Raw genomic sequence first — 239 nt, 5'->3', positions numbered from 1 at the left:
TCGCTGCGCTGGGTTGGAAAGCGCAGGAACGCTTCACCGTAATGGTGGGCAACTCGCCGTCGGAACCCAGTGCAAGCTACGTCAGCGAATTGCGCCGTACCGCCGGGCGGTTTGCTGAGGATGCGCTGGTGGGAATCCAGGGCGACCGGCTCATCCTGATCCTTAGTGGAGTCCAGGACCGGGACACCGCTTACCTCAAACTTAGTGAACTCTTTGCCCCCTGCGCCGTCGTTTATGGT

The 239-nt window shown here is 60.7% G+C and carries 1 pseudogene; it reads left to right on the top strand.

Going from position 1 to position 239, the window contains the following annotated elements:
- Positions 1–239: pseudogene (locus ACPYOG_RS20610) on the top strand (PucR family transcriptional regulator); the annotation flags it as partial.

It is taken from the genome of Leifsonia sp. HAY1-4F (assembly GCF_056755275.1).
Note: the sequence above shows the minus strand (reverse complement) of the source record. Positions and strands in the feature narration are given on the sequence as shown.